Annotated in this window: 19 protein-coding genes; 12 read left to right on the plus strand and 7 right to left on the minus strand. The window is 63.5% G+C overall.

Annotated elements, in window-relative coordinates; all coding sequences use genetic code 11:
- Position 1: 1 nt before the first annotated feature.
- Genes Q0877_RS08485 through Q0877_RS08495 form a run of 3 tightly spaced genes read left to right on the plus strand, consistent with a single transcriptional unit; the run spans position 2 to position 1,499 of the window.
- Positions 2-268, plus strand: coding sequence for a hypothetical protein (locus Q0877_RS08485; protein ID WP_299166983.1), 267 nt, complete (start codon positions 2-4; stop codon positions 266-268).
- Positions 265-573: a hypothetical protein gene (locus Q0877_RS08490; protein ID WP_299166984.1), complete on the plus strand. Its 309-nt coding sequence runs from the start codon at positions 265-267 to the stop codon at positions 571-573. Before Q0877_RS08485 ends, Q0877_RS08490 begins: the two co-directional genes overlap by 4 nt.
- On the plus strand, positions 570-1,499 hold the full coding sequence (locus tag Q0877_RS08495) for a tyrosine-type recombinase/integrase (RefSeq protein ID WP_299166985.1): 930 nt from the start codon (positions 570-572) through the stop codon (positions 1,497-1,499). Before Q0877_RS08490 ends, Q0877_RS08495 begins: the two co-directional genes overlap by 4 nt.
- 749 nt (positions 1,500-2,248) lie before the next feature.
- On the opposite strand, the gene Q0877_RS08500 is transcribed toward Q0877_RS08495, so the two are convergent.
- Positions 2,249-2,575, minus strand: coding sequence for a hypothetical protein (locus tag Q0877_RS08500; RefSeq protein ID WP_299166986.1), 327 nt, complete (start codon positions 2,573-2,575; stop codon positions 2,249-2,251).
- A gap of 20 nt (positions 2,576-2,595) precedes the next feature.
- Between Q0877_RS08500 and Q0877_RS08505 the strand changes: the two genes are divergently transcribed.
- From Q0877_RS08505 to Q0877_RS08515, 3 genes are all read left to right on the plus strand, one after another.
- A complete protein-coding gene (locus Q0877_RS08505; protein ID WP_299166987.1) occupies positions 2,596-2,802 on the plus strand; it encodes a hypothetical protein in 207 nt (68 codons plus the stop codon).
- A 322-nt stretch (positions 2,803-3,124) separates the two neighbouring features.
- Complete coding sequence (locus Q0877_RS08510; RefSeq protein ID WP_299166988.1) at positions 3,125-4,396, plus strand: phage major capsid protein; 1,272 nt, start codon at positions 3,125-3,127, stop codon at positions 4,394-4,396.
- Positions 4,397-4,911: 515 nt separating this feature from the next.
- Complete coding sequence (locus Q0877_RS08515) at positions 4,912-5,559, plus strand: phage integrase SAM-like domain-containing protein (protein ID WP_299166989.1); 648 nt, start codon at positions 4,912-4,914, stop codon at positions 5,557-5,559.
- A gap of 298 nt (positions 5,560-5,857) precedes the next feature.
- On the opposite strand, the gene Q0877_RS08520 is transcribed toward Q0877_RS08515, so the two are convergent.
- On the minus strand, positions 5,858-6,496 hold the full coding sequence (locus Q0877_RS08520; protein ID WP_299166990.1) for an MmpS family transport accessory protein: 639 nt from the start codon (positions 6,494-6,496) through the stop codon (positions 5,858-5,860).
- A gap of 175 nt (positions 6,497-6,671) precedes the next feature.
- Positions 6,672-7,190 carry a hypothetical protein gene (locus Q0877_RS08525; RefSeq protein ID WP_299166991.1) on the minus strand — a complete coding sequence of 173 codons (519 nt, stop codon included), beginning with the start codon at positions 7,188-7,190 and terminating at the stop codon, positions 6,672-6,674.
- 16 nt (positions 7,191-7,206) lie between these two features.
- On the opposite strand from Q0877_RS08525, the gene Q0877_RS08530 reads away from it, so the two are divergent.
- On the plus strand, positions 7,207-7,446 hold the full coding sequence (locus Q0877_RS08530) for a hypothetical protein (RefSeq protein WP_299166993.1): 240 nt from the start codon (positions 7,207-7,209) through the stop codon (positions 7,444-7,446).
- A gap of 137 nt (positions 7,447-7,583) precedes the next feature.
- Positions 7,584-7,994 (plus strand): thioredoxin, encoded by a 411-nt coding sequence (trxA, locus tag Q0877_RS08535; RefSeq protein ID WP_299166994.1) that lies wholly within the window; start codon positions 7,584-7,586, stop codon positions 7,992-7,994.
- A 58-nt stretch (positions 7,995-8,052) separates the two neighbouring features.
- Here the strand turns inward: trxA and Q0877_RS08540 are convergent, their stop codons facing one another.
- Together Q0877_RS08540 and Q0877_RS08545 are read right to left on the minus strand one after the other, a co-directional pair.
- Complete coding sequence (locus Q0877_RS08540) at positions 8,053-8,802, minus strand: SDR family oxidoreductase (RefSeq protein ID WP_299166995.1); 750 nt, start codon at positions 8,800-8,802, stop codon at positions 8,053-8,055.
- A gap of 48 nt (positions 8,803-8,850) precedes the next feature.
- Positions 8,851-9,813, minus strand: a complete 963-nt coding sequence (locus Q0877_RS08545; RefSeq protein WP_299166996.1) for a DNA-3-methyladenine glycosylase — start codon at positions 9,811-9,813, stop codon at positions 8,851-8,853.
- A gap of 107 nt (positions 9,814-9,920) precedes the next feature.
- On the opposite strand from Q0877_RS08545, the gene Q0877_RS08550 reads away from it, so the two are divergent.
- On the plus strand, positions 9,921-11,297 hold the full coding sequence (locus Q0877_RS08550; protein ID WP_299166997.1) for a cystathionine beta-synthase: 1,377 nt from the start codon (positions 9,921-9,923) through the stop codon (positions 11,295-11,297).
- 28 nt (positions 11,298-11,325) lie between these two features.
- Positions 11,326-12,480, plus strand: coding sequence for a cystathionine gamma-synthase (locus Q0877_RS08555; RefSeq protein WP_299166998.1), 1,155 nt, complete (start codon positions 11,326-11,328; stop codon positions 12,478-12,480).
- Positions 12,481-12,497: 17 nt separating this feature from the next.
- On the opposite strand, the gene Q0877_RS08560 is transcribed toward Q0877_RS08555, so the two are convergent.
- Complete coding sequence (locus Q0877_RS08560; protein ID WP_299166999.1) at positions 12,498-12,950, minus strand: hypothetical protein; 453 nt, start codon at positions 12,948-12,950, stop codon at positions 12,498-12,500.
- Between the two features lies 1 nt (position 12,951).
- On the minus strand, positions 12,952-14,127 hold the full coding sequence (locus Q0877_RS08565) for an amidohydrolase (RefSeq protein WP_299167000.1): 1,176 nt from the start codon (positions 14,125-14,127) through the stop codon (positions 12,952-12,954).
- A gap of 65 nt (positions 14,128-14,192) precedes the next feature.
- Between Q0877_RS08565 and Q0877_RS08570 the strand changes: the two genes are divergently transcribed.
- Both Q0877_RS08570 and Q0877_RS08575 read left to right on the plus strand, forming a co-directional pair.
- Positions 14,193-14,945, plus strand: coding sequence for an SDR family NAD(P)-dependent oxidoreductase (locus tag Q0877_RS08570; protein ID WP_299167001.1), 753 nt, complete (start codon positions 14,193-14,195; stop codon positions 14,943-14,945).
- A 27-nt stretch (positions 14,946-14,972) separates the two neighbouring features.
- On the plus strand, positions 14,973-15,635 hold the full coding sequence (locus Q0877_RS08575) for an MOSC domain-containing protein (RefSeq protein ID WP_299167002.1): 663 nt from the start codon (positions 14,973-14,975) through the stop codon (positions 15,633-15,635).
- Positions 15,636-15,968 lie beyond the last annotated feature (333 nt).

Raw genomic sequence — 15,968 nt, forward strand, 5'->3', positions numbered from 1 at the left:
GATGAATACGAGCATACCAACACGTCCAGCGGCGCAACAGGCCAGCACACCGAGCGGCACCTTCCAGGAATGGCGGCAGGCAGTCGAAGCGGCCGCGACCGTCCGCCGGCAGCTGATCGGCTCCCGCGTGCGCTTCGCCGGCCTGCTGGGGAACGGCGAACGAACAGGGCGCATAGCTGACGTCACCGCATCCGGTGTGAAGGTGAAGCTTGACGACGGCGCGGAAGCACAGCTGCTGCACGTCGATGACCTGGTGTTCATCCGATGAGCGCCGCGGCCGAGCAGAGCACGCCTCCGGTTGGTTTCGAGCAGGTCCCGCCTGCCGATTTCGGAGACTCTCCTGAGGGCTTCGAGTTCGTCACTGAGGATGAGCAGTTCCTCAATGACATCGATCTGCACTCGGGCCCATCTCTGTACCACGACGAGCTCAAGATCGGGATAAGCACCAGCTGGACGCCGGACGATGGAATTACCTTCGACGTCGACGTGCTGCCGAGGGACTATCTCACACTCGCTCAAGCACGCTGGCTCGCGGCGGAGCTCCCGTCGCTCCTTGAAGGAATCGACGCATGAGCCGCCCGCAGCTCGCCGTCGTGCCGGCGCTCGCCGACGGCGCCGGCCCCGCGTCGCTCGATGAGATCCTCACGTACTGGCGGCACTTTATGACGGTGGAGGGCAACACCGATAAGACGATCACCGGGCGGTTGCAGTTTGTCCGGCAGCTGCAGCGAGAGTGCGGGACCGTCCTCACAATCACGCGGCGCGATCTCATCCTCTGGATGTCAGGGAAGGCTTGGACGAATAAGACCAGGCAGACGTACAGGGCTCTGCTGAATACGTTCTTTGACTGGCTGCAACAGGAGGAGTTCCGCTCTGACAACCCTGCTGCTCGGCTCCCAAAGGTGAAAGTGCAGCGGACGCAGCCGAACCCGTTCGAACTGGACGAGATCGAGACGCTGCTCAACTCGGGGATCTACCGCAAGACCAGGGCGATGGTTGCGCTGCACTACTACCTTGGCCTGAGGGTCTCCGAGATCGCCAAAGTGCACGGCCAGGAAATCAACCGCGCTCGCCGGACGCTGACCACCTTGGGCAAGGGGCAGAAGCTCGTCACGCTGCCGATCCCGGCGGCTCTGTGGCCCCTCGTGGAGCAGATGCCCACGGACGGCTACTGGTTCCCCAACCGGGCGGCAAACGCCAAGTACGCGGCCGGTGAGGGGCACATCCTCGGCAACTCCGTGTCTGCACTCCTGGGCAACGCGATCAAGCGCGCCGGGCTTTCCCACCGGGCGCATGACTTACGCGCAGCGACGGCAACGCAGATGCACCGTGCCGGCGTCTCCTCATTCACGATTCAGCAGGGCATGCGCCACGAAATGGCGAACACGACTAACCACTATCTCAAGGTCGACGACGAGCAGGTGCGCGGTGGTTTCGACGCGCTGCCGGAGGTAGCTATCCCGGCCAAGTCCTCACGTCGCTCCTCGAGGTGGGGGTAACCGTCCCGATGCTGAACCAACCCCACGAGCAGGCGAAAGGAGGAAGAGCCCCCTTGAAACACTCATGGATACTGACCGCGATTGTCGCTGCCTTCGGGATTGTGCGCCGCCTGGTCACTCGTGAGACCCCAGACCATCTAGCAGCAGTCGCCCGCACCGTCGAGCAGCCGCCAGCTGTGCGCTCGCAGGCAACGGAAGTAACACCCGGCCAGCAGCCCACGCCGGCCGCTCCAGTGTGCTCGCAGGCAACGGAAGCAACACCCGGCCCGCGTACGCCGCAGACGCGCCAGACGGCCCGTAGGAGAGTCACCGAGCGCCCATTGTTCTCACGGCCGCGCGGGCCTCCTGGCAGCGCTCTGCAGAGCTCAGCAGAATCCGCAGGACGCCAGACTACGGGCGCTAGCGCAACCGGGTACGGGGAGGGTCGGGGCGGGTATAGCCAGAAGGCGCGGGAGCGCCTCAGCTGGCACACGCTGAGACTACGAACTTCCCCAGGTCTCGCCACCTTGAGTGACGCTGGGACTAGCAGCAGGTCTCGCCACCTTGAGTGACGCTGGGACTAGCAGCAGGTCTCGCCACCTTGAGTGACGCTGGGACCCGGATCGAGATCTGATATCAGCACTGAAACCACTGTGGTATCAGCACTGAAACCACAGTGAAAAGGTCTCCTCGCGTGCGCGGGTGATCGCGCGGGCGCTGGCAGGGCAGGGCAGGGTTTCTTACTGGGTTAAGCGCTACCACTCACCAGCTCAACTGATTGGATTCACCATGAGCCACACCATGAGCCACACCATGAGCCACACCATGAGCCACACCAGGCAATCACCAAGGCGGGCAGGCTGATGCCAACACAACCGCCAGCCGGTCCAACCTGTGGCAGATGCCGCAGGGTCCGAGATCCCCGCCTGATGCAATCCGAAACGCTCTGCCTCGAATGCGCCCGAGATCCCGACTGGATGGTTGGACCAGGCAGAGCAGCGGTGCGCCAAGCGCTCGCCGGCTACAGGGAAAAACGCCACCGTGACGACCGCGAACCACAGAGACGACGGCGCATCTCCCAGGGGATGCTCCCGCAACAGCAGGAAGGACAGACCTCATGAGCGCCCAGTCATATCAAGCCGCAGCCGGCGGATTCCTTGACGCCGCCGCATTGCTCACAGCTCACGCGAATGACGACCGGGCAGGGCTGGCCCGGATGATCGCACGCATGAGCCGTGACGAGCTCGAAGCAGCGATAGTGGGCTTGCTCGGCGCGTTCGAAGCAATGCCGCGACACGACGTCGAGGAACCAGGCCCACAATGACCGCCGAGCGTCATCCGGTGCTGATACGCTCTAGCACAGAAAGCAATCGCCATACGTTTCAGCTGAGACAAGGACGAGGAACCCCGGCGGGGGTCAAGTCCGAGGATCGAAGCGAAGAACGGGTCGTGAGGAAACTTTCTGACAGGCCATCGGTAGCCAACCCGCCCGCCAGTCGTAGCAAACCCGGACGCAAGCTCCGCCAGCCGCTCCCGCAAGCGGCCGTAGCGTAGAGCATCGCCGGGATGCAAACCACATTCACTTTGTGTGGCAGCACCCTCACCGGATCGATTGCCACCTGTCGCCCCCAGCGAAAGGGGAAACCATGTCAAAGCTCAAGACCCTCCAAGACGCAGCCCGCGCGGAAGCCAAAGCAGCACGAGAGATCGCGGAAAAGGCCCACACGGAAAGCCGCGATCTCACCTCAGATGAGCGGGCCAGTTTCAAAGGACACCAGGAAAAAGCACGCGCCCTCTTCCCACAGATCGAGCAGGCCAAGGCAGATGAGGAAATCATCGCGGCATCCAAGGCGCTCGCCGACGGTATCGGCGGGCCGTTCGGTGTCAGCCGGCGCGATCTTGGCCGCAAGGGCTGGGCCAATGAAACCGTGAAGTCGCTGCGCGGATCCATGACCGATCAGCGCGGAGCCGGCATCAAGGCTCTCGTGTCCGGCACGATCGGCGTTGCCAACCCCGTAGGCGACGGCATCACGACGGACGGCGCTGCGCCTCGCACCATCCTCGATCTGCTCCGTGGGGAATCACCGGAAGATCTGGCCCGCGTCGGCATCGGCGTGGGTGACCCCGACAAGCCGGGGTCAGTCCTGTACCAGTCTGCCGAGCAGCTGGCATCCTCGCTGTTCGGTGGGGACGGCGGCGGCTCGAATACGTTCTCGTACCTGCGCCAGATTGTCCGCACGAACAACGCCGCGCCGGTAGCTGATAACGCACTCAAGCCGACGTCGATCTACACCGTGTCCGAGATCGAGGACCGCTACCGCGTGATCGCTCACCTGTCGGAAGCGATCCCGCAGCGGTACTTCCATGATGACCGCAGCCTTGGCGAGTTCCTGGCTTCCGAGATGGCTCTTGGGCTTGAGTGGGAAGTCGAAGCGCAGGCGCTCTCGGGCGACGGCACGGGGGAGAACCTCACAGGCATTCTCTCCACATCTGGCATTCAGATACAGGCCTACGCCGCCGATCTGCTCACAACCACGCGGCAGGCGCTGACCAAGCTGCAGGTGCGCGGCATGACGCCGACCGCCTGGGCGGTAAACCCCGCAGACGCGGAGAAGTTCGACCTCCTGCGTGAAGGCACCGGAGACGGCGCGTTCCTCCTGGGCGGCCCAGGCAGCGGCGCAGCGTCGAGCCTGTGGACGATCCCGCGCGTGCCCTCGAACGCTGTCCCTGTCGGTACTGCGGTGCTTGCGGACTGGACGCAGGCGAGACTCCAGGTGCGGCAGGACGCGACGCTGCACGTCGACACGAGCGGCGAGCTGTTCAAGCAGAATCAGGCCATCTTCCGAGTCGAGGGCCGCTTCGGACTCGCTGTGAAGCGACCCAGCGCGTTCGTGAGCGTTGACCTGACGGCCGCGTGATGAGACTCCCTGCCGGCCCGGTGTCATTCTCAGCTTGCTCCGCTGGGCACGGCAGGGACACAGTGTGTGTCGGCTCTCTGGGTGGGGAGCCGACACACACCCCTAGGGGGGGTCTGAATCCCTGGGAAAAATCGGGCTAGTCTACTTCGCCCGGTAGTGGCCTCCCCCTCCCCGTACCCCCCACCCCCCTTACGATTTGGAGGCGTCGGAATTGGACATCGAGACTCGCTCAAATGGCCTAACCGTCCTCAGTATGGATAGCCGCGCCGAGTGGTTCGCCAACAGCGCGAATTGGAGTGACTGGGCCGGGAAAAGCATCCGCCGACTGTGGGGCACCGTCGCAGAAATGCCAGACGACGGCGTAATAGGTAAGGCCTGGGCAATCGTTATCCCCGATACGCCGGAGGGGCGCCAGATCCTTATGAGTCGCCCCCCCTGGTAGCGGTGTAGCGCTCGCCGACACCACCCCCGGCAACCTCTCACGGCTGCCGGGGTCACTCATTTAAACTTCAAGCATGGGTGATGCTGAGCTGTATGGAATCTTCGAGACTAACCCCCAGCCGGTAGGTAACCTTGTCACAGTGGCACAAGCCGAGGAAATGGAAGCGTTCGGCCACCCTTGGCCGGTCTCCGGCGATCTGAGCGTTTTGCAGCCCATCCGGCGCCCACTGCGCCAGCTGACCGCCACAGGAGCCGCCAGGGGCGTTCCGCGCTCGCAGCTCACCATTGGGCGGTGGATGCTACTCTGGCTCGATCTCGTAGACGAGCAGGCGGCGACAGAGGGCGAAATCTACACGGGCACCGATCGCCATATACTTCGAGAGACAGCCGCAGGCCGCGCCCGAATGTTTCTCCTGGGACGCCGGCAACAGGTCACCGAATACCTCATCCCGCAGCTGCCGGAGTTACTCCTGTTCGACCTCAACGAATCCGACGTCGAGGAGCTGGCCGCGTCCCTGTTGGCAATGAAGGGCAAGAGGGGGAAGCCGCTCTCAAAGAGCACCGTGCAGTCAGTGCTGACGCATCTCAAGCGGGCGCTGTCCGCCGCTCAACGAGAGGAGCTGATCGACTCGAACCCGGCCCAGGGTTTCGCCCGGTATCTCGGCCTCAAGGATCAATCTCGCGAGCGGTGGATGAAGTATCGCGAGCAGCTCTCTGCCTGAGCCCACTCTCTGCCCACATTTTGCCCACACTCTGCCCACATTTGGATGCAATCAGAGTGATCTAGAGCAACTGAAAACGGCTTATTTCCGGGGTTTTGGTCGCTGACCTGCGCTGATGAGAGGTTTCGAATCCCTCATCTGCCACTCGCCACGAAGGCCCGCACTCCCCGGAAAAACGGGGAGTGCGGGCCTTTCGCTTTGGGAATTCTTTGTTGGCGATTCGATGACGCTTCGGATTCAGCGATGCCGCTGACGAGATTACCGGTATAGACCCCCAGTGCAGGTAACGCAGCGAGCGCTAGGAGCTGCTGCAGCTCACGACGGCGAACTCCCCTGTCGACGTCTGCTCCGCAATGACCTCTCCGTCGACGGTGATCCTGCAGGTAATCTCCGTTGCTCCCTGCTCAGCTTGAGCAGTGATATTGAAGACGTTCAGATCAAACGCTCCCGCTTCTTCGATCTGGAATTCGGTGGACCATGGTACTTCGGCTCCGTTTGCCTGCTCCGTACCGAAGCTGTCACCTTCGAGGGTGCCGTAAGTGATGGACGCGGTGGCCCCATCGCTTTCCACTTCGTAAAGGACAGTGCTACCAGCCGCTACTTCGCTTGAATCGGCAGTCGACGATGCCTGGCCATTGAGTTCATCATCGACAGCTTGGACAAAACTGGCTGTAAGGGCAGTCACGATACCGGCAATGATGAGCGACAGGACGCCAAGAATAATGCCCGCGATTGAAGTTCCACGAGGGCGGAATTTACGGGTGACACCAATTATTCCGAGGATGATTGCAACCGGGCCGAGAATGAACGCCACCATCCCGAGAATGGGGACGACCGCTGCCACGATAGCGACGATGCCGACGACCAGCGCTCCGACCCCCCACCCGTTGCCTTGTTTGGTGGGCGCTTGCTGTGTAGTTGGGTACTGCTGAGCCATGATTTGGTTCCCCTTGTATTCAACGATGCGAATGTGGAGGCACGTTTATGCCCTTGCCCCCAGAGTGTAGGTGAGGCCTCTGACGACTTTCACGTGATGATGCTCGAACGTTACTTAATGTGCTTCATGAGTCAATGTGGTGTCTAGCAGATGCATTCTCGCATTGGGTCTTGCCTCATGCCGGGTAGGTCCATTCCCACGCACTGTCAGTGTAAAAATCCTCGAAGATCAAAATGCCTGATGGGTGCTGCACATCGAGTAGCACAATGCCCTGCGCATTCTCTCCTGGGCCGATCGAGCTGGGAAGGAGAACTGAATCATCAAGACAGGTGAAGCTGGCGAACGTTTCAGGGCTGGCGTTTGATGAGATGCCCTCGGGTGAAATGGCGCTGAACATCCAGGGCGACATTTCGAAGGTCGTGATAAAAGCGTCCGGAGCCGCCATTTCAGGTGAGGTTTGGACAGTCACGTCTAACGCGACGAACAGGCCGTTTTCCGCTGGTTCAGCGAACTCTTCCGTGCACTGGACATCCGAAGTGATGCTGTTGACCGAGAAGTTGACAAGCCGGACGCCATTCCCGTCGATGATGCCGGCACTCTCGCCGATTTCTTTTACCAAGTTCCCGCGAGGGGACAGGACCGGCCCGCCTGGATCGGCGGGCGGTTGCTCGGGCGGCGCAGCACTTGGATCCACGGTTTCAGGAGTTGCTGTGGGAGAAGTTGTTGGAGAGGGCAAGGAAGTTGGAGTTGTCGTCGGCGACGGACTTTCCGCTCTGGGTGCCGTCGTCGAAGTGGAAGAAGCGGAGGAAGTAGGACCCGCCCCTGGCGAAGTTTCACTAACCGGTGTGTTCTCACCGGTGCAGGCCGTGGTCAGCAGTATCACGGCAATGAAAGTCGGGGCGAGCTTCACCATTGTTCTTATCCCCCTCGAACGGCACGAAGAGTCATAGTATGCGCCTGTTTGTAGGTCAGTTGCCAGAGGTGTGCCGCGACTGATGCAGGCGTCGTCGTGCCCGGTTGTACCAAGCGGCCTCGCGCAGAGCGAACAGGACGCGACATCTCCGCCGATTCTCGTTAGCGTGAAGGTATGGCAACTATTGACATCACCGAGGCAACTTTCCCCGAGACCATCGAATCGAACGACATTGTGTTCGTCGATTTCTGGGCTGAATGGTGTGGCCCGTGCAAGCAGTTTGCTCCCGTGTACGACGCCGTGTCCCAGCAGCACAGCGACGTCACCTTCGCGAAGGTGGACACTGAAGCCGAGCAGTCGCTCGCTGCGGCAGCAGGCATAACCTCCATCCCCACGCTGATGGCGTTCCGCGAGAAGGTCCTCGTCTTCTCGCAGCCGGGCGCACTGAACAACAACCAGTTCACCGAGCTTGTCGACGCCGTCAAGGCACTGGACATGAAGGAAGTCCACGCGCAGGTCGCCGAGCAGCAGGCCAAGGCCTCCGCTGAGGGCGCACAGCCTGAAGGCGCGCAGCCCCAGGCCTAACAAGACTTCATCGAAGGCTCCGGCCCCCGTCAACAGCGGGAGCCGGAGCTCTCGTGCGTTAAGTGGGTTTCTGGACGGTATGAGCCAGCCACTCGTCGAAGGATTGTGTGCCGAGCTCGGACCCTGGCCGTGCCAGGAGAGTTCCGTCCCGCATGGCTTGCCCGAGCCCGCCCGGCAGCGGAACTTCGAGAACCTTGCCCTTCTCTCCCGTTGCGGCAGCCCAGCGCCGGCTCAGTTGAGCCATGCGCTCGACCCGGGGCCCTGCGAGGTCGGGGACACGACGGGAGGGGCCTGCCTCGGCAAGGTCAACGAGTCGATCGGCCACCTCAACCGCGGCAACAGGCTGCGACTGCATGAACGGCACCATCGCGACGGGCCCGACCTTCATCCTGGTGAAGATCTGGCCGGAGAATTCGTGAAACTGAGTGGCGCGCAGAATGGTCCACGGCAACGAACCGTTTGTCACCAGCCGCTCCTGCTCGAGCTTCCCCGAATAGTATCCGTAGGGTGCTTCGTCAATACCGGCGATCGACAGGAGCACATGGTGTTCCACCCCTGCGCTTTGTCCCGCCGAAAGAAGTTTGCGCGTCACCGCCGAGAAAAATGCCTTCGACTTCACCGCGCTGGCGGTTTCGATGGACGTCACATCAATGATTGTGTCGACACCGTTCAGATCGAGCGGCCGCTCGGTGGCGAGGTCCACGCCTCCCGATCTGCTGAGCACGTCCACGTGATGTCCGCGGGCCCGCGCCCGCTCAACTACGTGCCGACCGACTGTTCCTGTACCTCCAGCAACGGCAATTCTCACGGCACGAACTTTCTCCTGGTGCGCAAACAGAACCTTCTGAACAGAAACCTACCTCCGCCGGTGGTCCTCCGGCGACAGCCGCGGACCGTACGCCTGCTTCCGGAATCCGCTCGCGTAGAGCATCCGTACCACACGCTGCCGCTGGCCCGCCCAGGGTTTGAGCAGCTCAAGCATCCCGGCGTCGTCAGTGCGCTCGCCGGTGAGCGCCGCCCCAACAAACGCGGCGAGATGGAAGTCGCCCACCGAAATGGAATCGGGGCACCCATGCGTCCGCTGCAGTACTTCGGCGGTGGTCCACACGCCGATCCCGGGGATCGAGCACAACCCGGCGTGCACAGCGGCAGCGTCGAGGCCGGCCAGCCGCTCCAATCCGGACGCAACGCCGGCCGCCCGCAACGCCGCTGCCGACCGCTTCGCATCAACCCCGGCGCGGTGCCACTCCCACGACGGGATCCGTCGCCACTGCGCAGGAGTGGGCGGCAACCGAAGCTCGCGCGGGGCGCCGGGCGCTGCGGGTGCCGGATCCCCGAAGCGGTTCACCAGGTATCGCCATGCCCGCTTTGCCTCCAGCCCGGTGACCTTCTGCTCCAGAATGACGCGCACGACGGCGTCAAGCATCCTTCCGGTCGCAGGCAACCGGAGACCGGGCTGAAGATAGCGGCCCTTCCGGGCCAATTCGGGCAGCTCAGCTGCAAATTCCGGAGAGTCAAACCCGCGCCAGTCATCGACCAGGCCGACCAACCGGGGTACTGAGGAGAGGGCAAGTGAAGCACCCGGACCCCACGCTGCCGCGTGCACTGAAGACGAGCGCAGCCCGCCGCGTTGGGACAACCGGAGGGTGGCCGCGCCGTCGTCGTTGCGGAAAGCCAGCCACGCCGCGCCGTCGCGGAAGATGACAGTGGGATCATGCGGACCGCACTGCAGCGGCCCGACGGAAGGCAGCAGCGCATAAGGCTGATCAAGCTCCCACTCTGCCGACAGGGCGGCTGGAGCGGAAGCGGTGAGCGTCATGACGTTAATGCTCGCACGCCGTGGTGACAGTTCATCCGTTGGTGAGCGCCCCGTCAGGTCCAGTGCGTCGTCAGTTCTACAGAGTGGCTCGCGGTAACTTGTTAACCATGAAGTTCGCCAACTCCGTCGTGGATCTGATCGGTAACACCCCTCTCATCAAGCTGAACCAGGTAACCGAGGGGATTGCCGCAACGGTCCTGGTGAAGGTGGAGTATATGAACCCGGGTGGTTCAGTGAAGGACCGCATTGCCGTCAAGATCATTGACGCGGCAGAGAAAGAGGGCAAGCTGAAGCCCGGCGGCACCATCATCGAGCCCACCTCGGGGAACACCGGCGTCGGGCTTGCGCTCGTTGCCCAGCAGCGCGGCTACAAGTGCATCTTCGTGGTCCCGGACAAGGTGGGCGTGGACAAGCGCAACGTACTGGCGGCCTACGGTGCGGAGGTTGTCGTTACGCCTACCGCCGTTGCGCCGGACAGCCCGCAGTCCTATTACGGCGTCTCTGACCGCCTCACCCGCGAAATCCCCGGAGCATTCAAGCCCGACCAGTTCTCCAATCCCAATGGCCCGCTCAGCCATTACGAGAGCACCGGCCCCGAAATCTGGCGGGACACCGACGGCCGGATCACCCACTTCGTCACCGGCGTAGGAACCGGCGGCACCATCAGCGGCACCGGCCGCTACCTCAAGGACATCTCGAAGGACCGCGAGTCGGGCGCCGTGCGCGTCATCGGCGCTGACCCGGAAGGCTCCGTTTACTCCGGCGGCACCGGGCGCCCGTACTTCGTCGAGGGTGTCGGCGAGGACATGTGGCCGGACGCTTATGATCCGTCGGTTCCGGACGAGATCATTCCGGTGAACGACGCCGAGAGTTTCGCCATGACCCGCAGGCTCGCCCGTGAGGAGGGCCTGCTGGTCGGCGGATCGTCCGGTATGGCGGTAGTGGCCGCGCTCCGGGCGGCGAAGGACCTGACCGGGGACGACGTCGTCGTCGTCCTTCTGCCCGACAGCGGACGCGGTTACCTGGGAAAGATTTTCAACGATGACTGGATGAAGTCCTACGGCTTCATGGACAGCGGCGACGAGGCGTCGGTCGGCGAGGTGCTCCGCTCGAAGAACGGCGCGCTGCCGAACCTGGTGCATACCCACCCGAATGAGACCGTCCGCGACGTCATCATGATCATGAATGAGTTCGGTGTCTCCAACATCCCGGTCCTGTCCCAGGAGCCGCCGGTGGTCATGGGGGAGGTGCTCGGCTCAGTTGATGAGCGGCACCTCACCGAAAAGATCTTCCACGGTACGGCCAAGCTCACCGACAAGATTTCCGAGCACATGGGCGAGAAGATGCCGATCATCGGTTCGCTCGAGTCGGTGACCACTGCGCGTGAGCGCCTGCAGGCCAGCGACACGTTGATGGTCACCTTCGTTGGGGCGCCGGTGGGAATACTTACGCGTCACGATCTGCTGACGTATCTGAGCAGCTAAAGCTTCACAACGATTGGATAGGTGAGCAGTGCCTTCATCAAACGGCTTCAACACCCGGGCGGTTCACGCGGGACAGACACCTGACCCCACAACGGGTGCTGTCATTCCGCCGCTGTATCAGACCACCACCTTCGCCCAGGACGGCATCGGCAAGCTGCGCAACGGTTACGAGTACGGCCGCGGCACCAATCCCACCCGTGACTCACTCCAGGCCCAACTTGCGGCACTCGAGGGCGCAGCGCACGCGTTCAGCTTCTCCTCGGGTCTGGCGGCGGAGGACGCACTGATCCGTGCGGCTCTGCGGCCCGGCGACCACATTGTGCTGGGCAACGATGCCTACGGCGGAACGTACCGGCTCATTAACCGCGTGCTCGCAGACTGGGGCATCACCAACTCAGCGGTCGACATGTCGGATCTTGACGCCGTCGAAGCCGCCGTGAAGTCCGGAAATACCCGGATGGTCTGGGTGGAGACGCCGTCCAATCCGATGATGAAAATTACCGACATCGCAGCAATTGCGGGGATCGCGAGGCAGGCCGGCGCACTGCTGGTCGTCGACAACACATTCGCCACCCCGTACCTGCAGCAGCCGCTCTCCTTCGGCGCCGACGTGGTTGTTCATTCGACCACCAAGTACATCGGCGGGCACTCGGACGCCAGCGGTGGCGCCGTCGTCCTGAATGACGCTGACCTCGCCGGGAAGGTGGGCTTCATCCAGTTCGCGGTCGGCGCGGTGTCTGCCCCCATGGAAGCGTGGCTGACAACGCGTGGGCTGAAAACCCTCGGCGTGCGGATGGACCGGCACAGCTCCAACGCCCTCGCTATAGCGCAGTGGCTTTCCGGCCGCGACGAGGTGGAGCGGGTGTTCTACCCGGGCCTTGCAGACCACCCCGGCCATGAACTGGCGGCCCGGCAGATGCGCGACTTCGGCGGCATGATCTCGGTGTCCTTCAAGGGCGGCGAGCGTGCCGCGCGCACCGTCGCTGAGTCCACCGAACTCTTCACCCTCGCGGAATCCCTCGGCGGCATCGAGTCCCTGATGAACTACCCGTCCGAGATGACGCACGCGTCCGTGAAGGGAACTGAGCTGGCCGTGCCGGAGAACCTGGTGCGGTTGTCCGTAGGCATCGAGGATGTTGAAGACCTCATCGCAGACCTCGAGAAGGCGTTCACAAACCTCTAGCGATCAACATTCAGGGATCAGCGCTTCCGGAACGGACTTACGGTCCGGCTGGCCAGCCGGAGCCACTTATTCTGCGGCTTCGGGCTGATGCGCTGGAACCAGGCAGTCGACGTCGGCAGCCACATGAGCACCACTCCGATCAGCATGACCACTGAGACGACGGACAATCCGGGTGTCCGGCGGACCAGAATCGGGACGCCGACAATCAGTCCGATGGTCGTGAGCAGCTCGCGGGCGCCGCGTTTGCCTCGCCGGAGCCCCAGCACGAGAACCAGTTGAACGACGGCGAGTCCGCCCAACAGCGCACCGAGGCCGATCAGCCCCGCCCGGTCGATTTCCTGGGTAGCAGCGGAGATCAGGAAAGACCCTCCGGCGATGAGGAACAGGACACTGACCAGCACCTCCACGGCAATCGCCGCCCGAATGGTCAGCGGCCGTGGTGGAAGCTTGAGGCGGGGCTGTCGCGCCACGTCAGCCCCGGGGAGCCACGACGCCGGCGCGCGCGGCCTCGTCGTACCGGTACACCTCTTTGCCGCCGATCCAGACGGTGAGGGCGCGCTGCATGACATCCAGCGGATCACCGCTCCACAGGACGACGTCGGCGTCCTTGCCCGGCTCGAGGGAACCGATGCGCTCAGCCAGCCCCAGCACCTTCGCGGGGTTGATCGTGATCGAGCGCAGCGCCGTACTGGGATCCAGCCCCTCCTTCACTGAGAGGGTGGCCTGGTGAACCAGGAAGTTGATCGGAATGACGGGGTGGTCGGTGATGATCGAAATTTCAACGCCGGCGGCAGCCAGTTTGCCGGGATTGGCGATTGAGCGGCCGCGCAGTTCCACCTTGGATTTGGTGGTGAACAGGGGTCCGATCAGGACGGGCACACCGCGCTCGGCCAGCACGTCGGCGAGCAGGTGTGCTTCGGTGCCGTGGTCAAGCACCAGATCGTAGCCGAACTCGTCCGCGATGCGCAGGGCCGTGGCGATATCATCGGCGCGGTGGGCGTGCTGGCGCCAGGGAATTTCACGGCGCAGCACCATGGCGAGGGCTTCGAGCTTCGGGTCGCGGGCGTTCTCGTCCGCCTTGCCCATGTAGTTCTGGGCCTCCATGAAGGCTTTGCGGATGATCATGGCGGTGCCAAGCCGGGTGGAGGGCGTCTGCTTCTTCTCGCCGTACACGCGCTTGGGATTCTCGCCGAGGGCGGACTTCAGGCCGCTGGGGGAGCGCAGCACCATCTCTTCGATGTACCGGCCGTGGGTGTGGATTGCAACGGCGAGGCCGCCGATCGGGTTACCGGATCCGGGATTCACGTTCACCGAGGTCACTCCGCCAGCGAGGGCGTCGTCGAACCCAGGATCGAAGGGATTCACCGCGTCCAACGCGCGGACGCCGGCGGTGACCGGGTCCGTCATCTCGTTGGTGTCATCGCCCGCCCAGCCTTCGCCTTCTTCATGCGTGCCGAGGTGTACGTGTGCGTCGACGAAGCCGGGGAGGAGCCACTTGCCGCCGGCGTCCACGACGTCGGCGCCCTCGGGAGCGGTAACGTCCGCTCCGAGTGCGGAAATTTTGCCGTCTTCGATGACGACGGTTCCGTCGAAGGGTTCGCCTTCAATGGGTACGACGTGCGCGTTGATGATTGCTGTGACAGTCATGGATGCAGACCTTTCGCCGGTGGTGGGGGTCACAGTCAAACTTACCGTCTGCCTACACTGATGCGATGACGCAACGATCAGCCCTGATCACCGGCGCGGGACGTCCCGAGGGCATCGGCGCCGGCATCGCCCGTGCGCTCGCTGCCGAGGGATGGAACCTTGTGCTCTCCTACTGGCACCCCTACGACGAGCGGGTCAACCAGGCAACAGACCCCTACGCCCCGCTGCGGGACCTCGCCGCAGAACTGGAGGCGATCGGCTCCCGAGTGACCCTCCTGCCCGCAGACCTGGAACAGCCGGGCACTGCCGACGCGCTTCTGCGCGACGCGGCGGAACTGGGCCCGCTGACCGGGCTGGTGCTTTCGCACACGGAAAGCGTGGACTCGTCCATCCTTGATACGACGGTCGAGAGTTTCGACCGTCACTTCGCTGTCAATGTACGCGCTGCCTGGCAGCTCATCCGCGCGTTCGCGCTGCAATGCCCCGACGACGGAGGCGCCATCGTTGCGCTCACCAGCGACCACACGGTGCACAACCTTCCGTATGGAGCGTCGAAGGGTGCGCTGGATCGGATCGTGATTGCGGCCGCCCGCGAACTCGGTGAGCGGAAGATCAGTTCCAATGTGCTCAATCCCGGTCCGGTGGACACCGGCTGGATGACCGGCGAAATACGCGAGGCGCTCACCGCCCAACAGCCGACCGGACGCCTGGGTACACCGGCCGACGTCGCCGGCGTCGTCGCTTTCCTCCTATCGCCGGCCGGCCGCTGGATCAGCGGGCAACTCCTCAAGGCCGACGGCGGCTTTTCAGCCTCCTGAAGTACTCACGCCCGATACGATCGAGACATGACAACAGGTGCCCTCCTTGCGGTATGCCGCGTCCACGCCCTGCTGCCCACAAAGGATTCCACCGGCGTCACGGCAATCGACAAGCGTGCAGCCGCCGGGCCGGTGAAGGTGCACCCGCTTGGGCTGACCGGCGACATCCAGGCCAGCCGGAAGCACCACGGCGGCCCGTCCAAGGCCCTGTACGCCTACTCGCAGGAAGACGCCGATTTCTGGTCAGCCGAATTGGGGCGCGACATGGCTCCGGGCAAGTTCGGCGAGAACCTCCGCGTCTCCGGGATCGAGGCCACCCACGCGGTGATCGGCGAGCGGTGGCGGATCGGGGATGTTCTCCTCGAGGTGACTGAGCCGCGAACGCCGTGCATGAACTTCGCCCGCTACCTGGGGGAACCCAACTGGGTGAAGCGCTTCGCTGCTGAAGGCAGGATCGGCACGTACCTCCGCGTCCTCAAGGGCGGGCACATCGAGGCGGGGGACGCCGTCGTCGTCGAGCACCGGCCGGAGCATGGGGTGACCATCGGTCAGCTTTTCGCCGGCATGTCACCTGAGCAGGCGGCCAGGCTGCAGGCAGCGCACGACGGCGGCGCCCAGCTCACGCCGGACGTCACCAAAGTGCTCGCCCGGGCACAAGCACAGATACAGGCACAGCAGGTCCCCGCCTGACCCGACTTCATCCCCCGCGTTCATTCGTCAGGACACGCCCCTTATCCGGCGGCAAAAGGGGCGTGTCGTGCCAAATGAACGCCTGTGGAGAGGGCCTGTGGGCAGCCTCACGTGCCGATCATGGCCCTGACCGAGCGGGGCCGGAACTATGTGGGGTACACTTGAAACATCCCCCACACCGGTTTTCCCTTTATTCCTGCCCTCAAGCGGCATGGATTGGTTGTGTTGGGGCCCGCAGCGTTTAGCGAAGCGGGCAGATTCATTCAGGGAGCGCCGGTCAGAAACATTGCACTTCACCGCTGTGATAGCGGTGCAAAGCTGGAATGTATGGTC

Origin of the sequence: uncultured Arthrobacter sp., assembly GCF_947495145.1 — a bacterium.
Taxonomy (GTDB): Bacteria; Actinomycetota; Actinomycetes; order Actinomycetales; family Micrococcaceae; genus Arthrobacter_D.